Annotated in this window: 4 protein-coding genes; 3 read left to right on the top strand and 1 reads right to left on the bottom strand. The window is 70.8% G+C overall.

Annotated features, from left to right (window positions below):
* Positions 1-1,729, top strand: a 1,729-nt coding sequence (locus tag VF542_RS06935; protein ID WP_408650969.1) for a hydantoinase B/oxoprolinase family protein, incomplete at its 5' end; no start/stop codon positions are given.
* 27 nt (positions 1,730-1,756) lie between these two features.
* Positions 1,757-2,977 carry a CaiB/BaiF CoA transferase family protein gene (locus tag VF542_RS06930; protein WP_408650970.1) on the top strand — a complete coding sequence of 407 codons (1,221 nt, stop codon included), beginning with the start codon at positions 1,757-1,759 and terminating at the stop codon, positions 2,975-2,977.
* A gap of 31 nt (positions 2,978-3,008) precedes the next feature.
* Here VF542_RS06930 and VF542_RS06925 read toward each other — a convergent pair whose 3' ends face one another.
* Positions 3,009-3,860 carry a metallophosphoesterase gene (locus VF542_RS06925; RefSeq protein WP_408650968.1) on the bottom strand — a complete coding sequence of 284 codons (852 nt, stop codon included), beginning with the start codon at positions 3,858-3,860 and terminating at the stop codon, positions 3,009-3,011.
* Here VF542_RS06925 and VF542_RS06920 point away from each other — a divergent pair.
* A partial coding sequence (locus VF542_RS06920; RefSeq protein WP_408650967.1) for a hypothetical protein occupies positions 3,838-4,334 on the top strand: 497 nt, incomplete at its 3' end. The genes VF542_RS06925 and VF542_RS06920 overlap by 23 nt on opposite strands.

Genomic DNA, 4,334 nt, shown 5'->3' with positions numbered 1-4,334 from the left:
CGACCGGCTGCTGCGCAAGCTCACCGGGCGGTCCTACTCCGCGCTGGTGCACCCGGTCGCCCGGGACTTCGCGCTGGACAAGATGCAGGAGGGGGACGTGTTCTTCCACAACGACGTCTACCTGTCCGAGGGCGGGATCGGGCACCTGCCCGACCTGTGCGTGACCGTGCCGGTCTTCTCCAGTGGCAAGGTCGTCGCGTTCGTGCAGGCCTTCGGCCACCACGACGACATCGGCGGCGCGGTCCCCGGCTCGATGCCGAGCCACGCGACGAGCGTGTTCGAGGAGGGGCTGATGGTCCCGCCGATCAAGCTGTGGGACCGCGGCGTCCGCAACGAGGCGGCGCTGACGATCATGACCCGCAACTCCCGGATGCCCGACTCGCTGGCCGCCGACCTGGACGCCGAGTGCTCCGCCTGCCTGGCCGGTGCCCGCCGCCTGGGCGAGCTGTTCGAGCGCTACGGCCGCGAGACGGTGGAGGCCTGCTTCGACCAGATCGTCGACCGCACCACCGAGACCTACCGCCGCGAGATCCTGGCCAAGATCCCGGTCGGCAGCTGGGTCTGGGAGGACTACGCCGAGCACGACGGCGTCGAGCCGCCGAAGCTGCACACCCAGCGGATCACGCTCACCCGCACCGGTGCCGAAGACCCCGGCGGTGAAAGGCTGATCCTCGACTTCACCGGCACCGCCCCGCAGGCCAAGGGGCCGATCAACCACTGCGGGGACTACGCCGAGGGCAACTTCCTGAAGAAGTGGCTGGCGCCGGTGCTGCGCAACCTCGCCGATACGCCCGAACGGATGGCCGAACTCGACGTCAACGAGGGCGTGGTGCCGCTGATCGAGATGCGGTTCCCGCCGCCCGGCACCCTGCTCACCCCGGTGTTCCCGGCGCCGACGAACGCGCGGACCTTCGTCATCCTGCGGCTGCTGGGCGTGCTGGCGGGGGTGCTGGCCAAGGCGGTCGACGGCCGGATGCCGGCCGATCAGGAGACCATCCGCTACACCGGGGTCTACGGCGAGGACTTCGACGGTCGGTCCTACCTGATGCGCGAAGTGCTCGGCGGCGGTTCGGGTGGGCGGTACTACGCCGACGGCGAGGACACGATTCACGTCGTGCCGGACTCGCGAAACCTGCCGACCGAGTTCACCGAGGCCCGGTTCCCCTTCCTGGTCGAGCGGCTGGGCCTGGCCGTGGACTCCGGCGGGCCTGGCGAGTTCCGCGGCGGCCTGGGGTACGACAAGCACATCAGGATGCTCAAGGACGGCCACTTCATGTCGATCGCGGACCGGTCGATCCTGGCCTGCTGGGGAGTCAAGGGCGGCAAGGCCGGCCAGCCGTTCTCGGTGGTGATCGACCCGGGCGGGGCGAACGAACGGGCGGTGGACGCCCTGGCCGACGCCGAGCCGGTCCGGGCCGGTGAGGTGATCCGGATCCGCACCACCGGCGGCGGTGGCTGGGGCGACCCGCTGCGGCGGGTGCCCGAGGCGGTGCTGCGCGACGTCCGGTGGGGCAAGGTGTCGATCCCGGCCGCCCGCGCCGACTACGGCGTGGTGCTGGCCGGCAGCGGGGACGAGCTGGCTCTGGACGCCGCGGCGACCACGGCGTTGCGCGCGGAGCTGGCCGCTGCCAGGCCCGCTGACCAGCCGTTCTTCGACCGCGGTCCCGGCTACGCCGTGCTGTCCGGCGGCGCGGAGTCCTCCGTCTATGACCACCTGCGGACCACCTAACCTGAGCGGATGACTCAGCCCGAGCAGATGACCGAGCCCGAGCACAGCCGGCGATCACCGGCCGAGCCGCACAACGATGCCGGCGGCCCGCTGGCCGGCATCCTGGTGATCGACCTGTCCCGGGCGCTGGCCGGCCCGCACGCCGCGATGATGCTCGGTGACCAGGGCGCCCGGGTCATCAAGGTCGAGGCGCCCGGTCATGGCGACGACACCCGCGGCTGGGGTCCGCCGTTCGTCCAACCCGCTGAGGGCGAGCGCGAGTCGACCTACTTCCTGTCCTGCAACCGGAACAAGGAATCGATCACGCTGGATCTGAAGGATCCGGCCGGCGCGGCGGTGCTGACCCGGCTGGTCCGGCAGGCCGACGTGCTGGTGGAGAACTTCCGGACCGGGGTGCTGGACCGGCTCGGCTTCTCGATGGCCCAGCTGCGGGAACTCAATCCGCGGCTGGTGATCCTGTCGATCACCGGCTTCGGCCATGACGGTCCCGAGGGGGGACGGCCGGGCTATGACCAGATCGCCCAGGGCGAGGGCGGGCTGATGTCGCTGACGGGCTCGTCATCGGATGACCCGACCAAGGTCGGCGTCCCGATCGCGGACCTGCTCGCCGGGATGTACGGCGCCTACGGCGTGCTGGCCGCCCTGCACGAGCGGCAGCGCACCGGCCGCGGCCAGGTGGTGCGCACCTCGCTGCTGGCCGGCATGGTCGGGGTGCACGCCTTCCAGGGCACCCGTTACACGGTGGCGGGTGAGGTGCCCGGGGTTGCCGGCCGGCACCATCCCTCGATCTGCCCGTACGGGCTGTTCTCGGCCGCCGACGGGATGGTGCAGATCGCCGTCGGCAGCGACCGGCTGTGGCAGGCGTTCGCGGCCGCGTTCGGCGTGGACCGCCCGGAGTGGGCCCGCAACGCCGACCGGGTCGCCGACCGGGAGGCGGTCATCGCCGCCATCGACGACGCCTTCAGCCATTACTCCCGCGAGCGGCTGATGGCCATCCTCGCCGAGCTCGGCACCCCGGCCGGCCAGGTGCGCTCGCTGGATGAGGTCTATGAGTGGGAGCAGACCAGGTCACAGGGACTGCTGATCGAGGTGGAGCACCCGAGCCTGGGCACCGTGGCCCTGCCCGGGCCGCCGGTCCGCTACGACAGCGGCGGCCTCGGCAGCCACCGGCCGCCGCCGACGCTCGGCCAGCACACCGAGGAGATCCTGGCCTGGCTCGACACGATCGATCCGCCCGCCGCCCGTTGACCCCGCGCCGACGCCGCCAGCTGAGCGGCGATCAGGTGCAGCTGCGGGAGCCCGAGTCGCTGAACGGGGTGCTGGGGTCGGCCACGAATGACCAGGTGTAGCTGGTGGCACGCAGGGTCATCTTCATCACCCCGAAGACGTCTGACTTGCGCACCACGCTGTTGGGCACGGCCGTTCCGAAGCCGGTGAAGAACGAGCCGCCGGTGCCGACCACGATCTCGGTCATGCCGGTTGAGCTGGCGGCTCCGGAGGCGTTCATCGGTGCGAATCGCTCGTAGCTGTGGGAATGTCCCGCGACGTAGACATCGACCCGGGCTGCCACCATGTCGTTGATCAGCGGTGCGATGTCGGCACTGGCGAAGCTGTTGGAACTCCACCGCGGCCGGTGCCCGAACACCAGCGTGCACTTGGCGGGATGGGCGGCGAGGTCGTTCTTGAGCCACACCTCCTGGGGTGAGCCGGTGGCACAGCCGACACCGCCGTCGATCCTGCTGCATTCGGTGTTGATGGCCACGATGTGCCAGCTACCCAGGTCGAAGCTGTAGTACCCGCGGCAGTTGGACAGGCACGTCGTGCCGCCGGTGGCGCTGGTCTTGAAGTAGCCGAAGTAACCACCGGCCCCGCTGGTGCCGTACTCGTGGTTGCCCACCACCGGGCGGGTGAGGCTCTTCACCACGTTCCACGACTTGTCGTAGGAGGCGAGGAAGTCAGCGGAGCTGCCGGAGTTGTACTGATGGTCGCCCAGCGTCAGCACTTTGGCCGGCTTGATGCCCTGGGCAAGGCTGGCCGTCTTCTTCATATGGCAGTGCCCGGCGGTGCCCAACCCACCGTTGTAATCAGCGTCCTCGGGATCGCACGCGATGTCACCGGCCAGCGCGATCACCGGATCCGCGGTCGGGGTGGGGCTGGCAGTCGGCGTCGGGCTGGTGGTGGTCTTGGTCGCGGTGGCCGTCGTCGCCGTGCTGGTCGGGGTGGCGGTTCTGGTCGCGCTGGTGGTCACGGTCGGCGTCGGGCTGGTGGTGCTCTTCGTCGCGGTGGCGGTCGGGGTGGCGGTAGTGGCAGTGGCCGTCGGGGTGGCTGTCCTGGTGGCGCTGGTGGTCGGGGTCACGGTGGACGGCGGGGGAGTGCTGGGGCTGGTCGTTGCCGTGGCGCTCTGGCTCGGCGTTGCGGTCGTCGGTGCGGTGGTCGTCGGTGCGGTGGTCGTCGGTGCGGTGGTCGAGGGCGCGGTTGATGCCGGCGGTGCGGTGGTCGATGGCGCGGTCGATTCCGGCGGCGCCGTCGTTGTCGCGGCGGCCGAGGAGCTGCTCGGGTCGGTCGGCGCGGGAGTCGACGATTCGGTGGCGGTGACTGTCGGGGT

The sequence above is a fragment of the Jatrophihabitans sp. genome, from assembly GCF_036389215.1.
Classification (GTDB): domain Bacteria; phylum Actinomycetota; class Actinomycetes; order Mycobacteriales; family Jatrophihabitantaceae; genus Jatrophihabitans_A.
The sequence above is the reverse complement of the archived record's forward strand: the minus strand, read 5'-3'. Positions and strand labels throughout refer to the sequence as shown.

Bases quoted from the DNA above. Each gene is read 5' to 3' on its own strand.
- VF542_RS06930 (WP_408650970.1), top strand. From the start codon at position 1,757: ATGACCGAGCCCGAGCACAGCCGGCGATCACCGGCCGAGCCGCACAAC.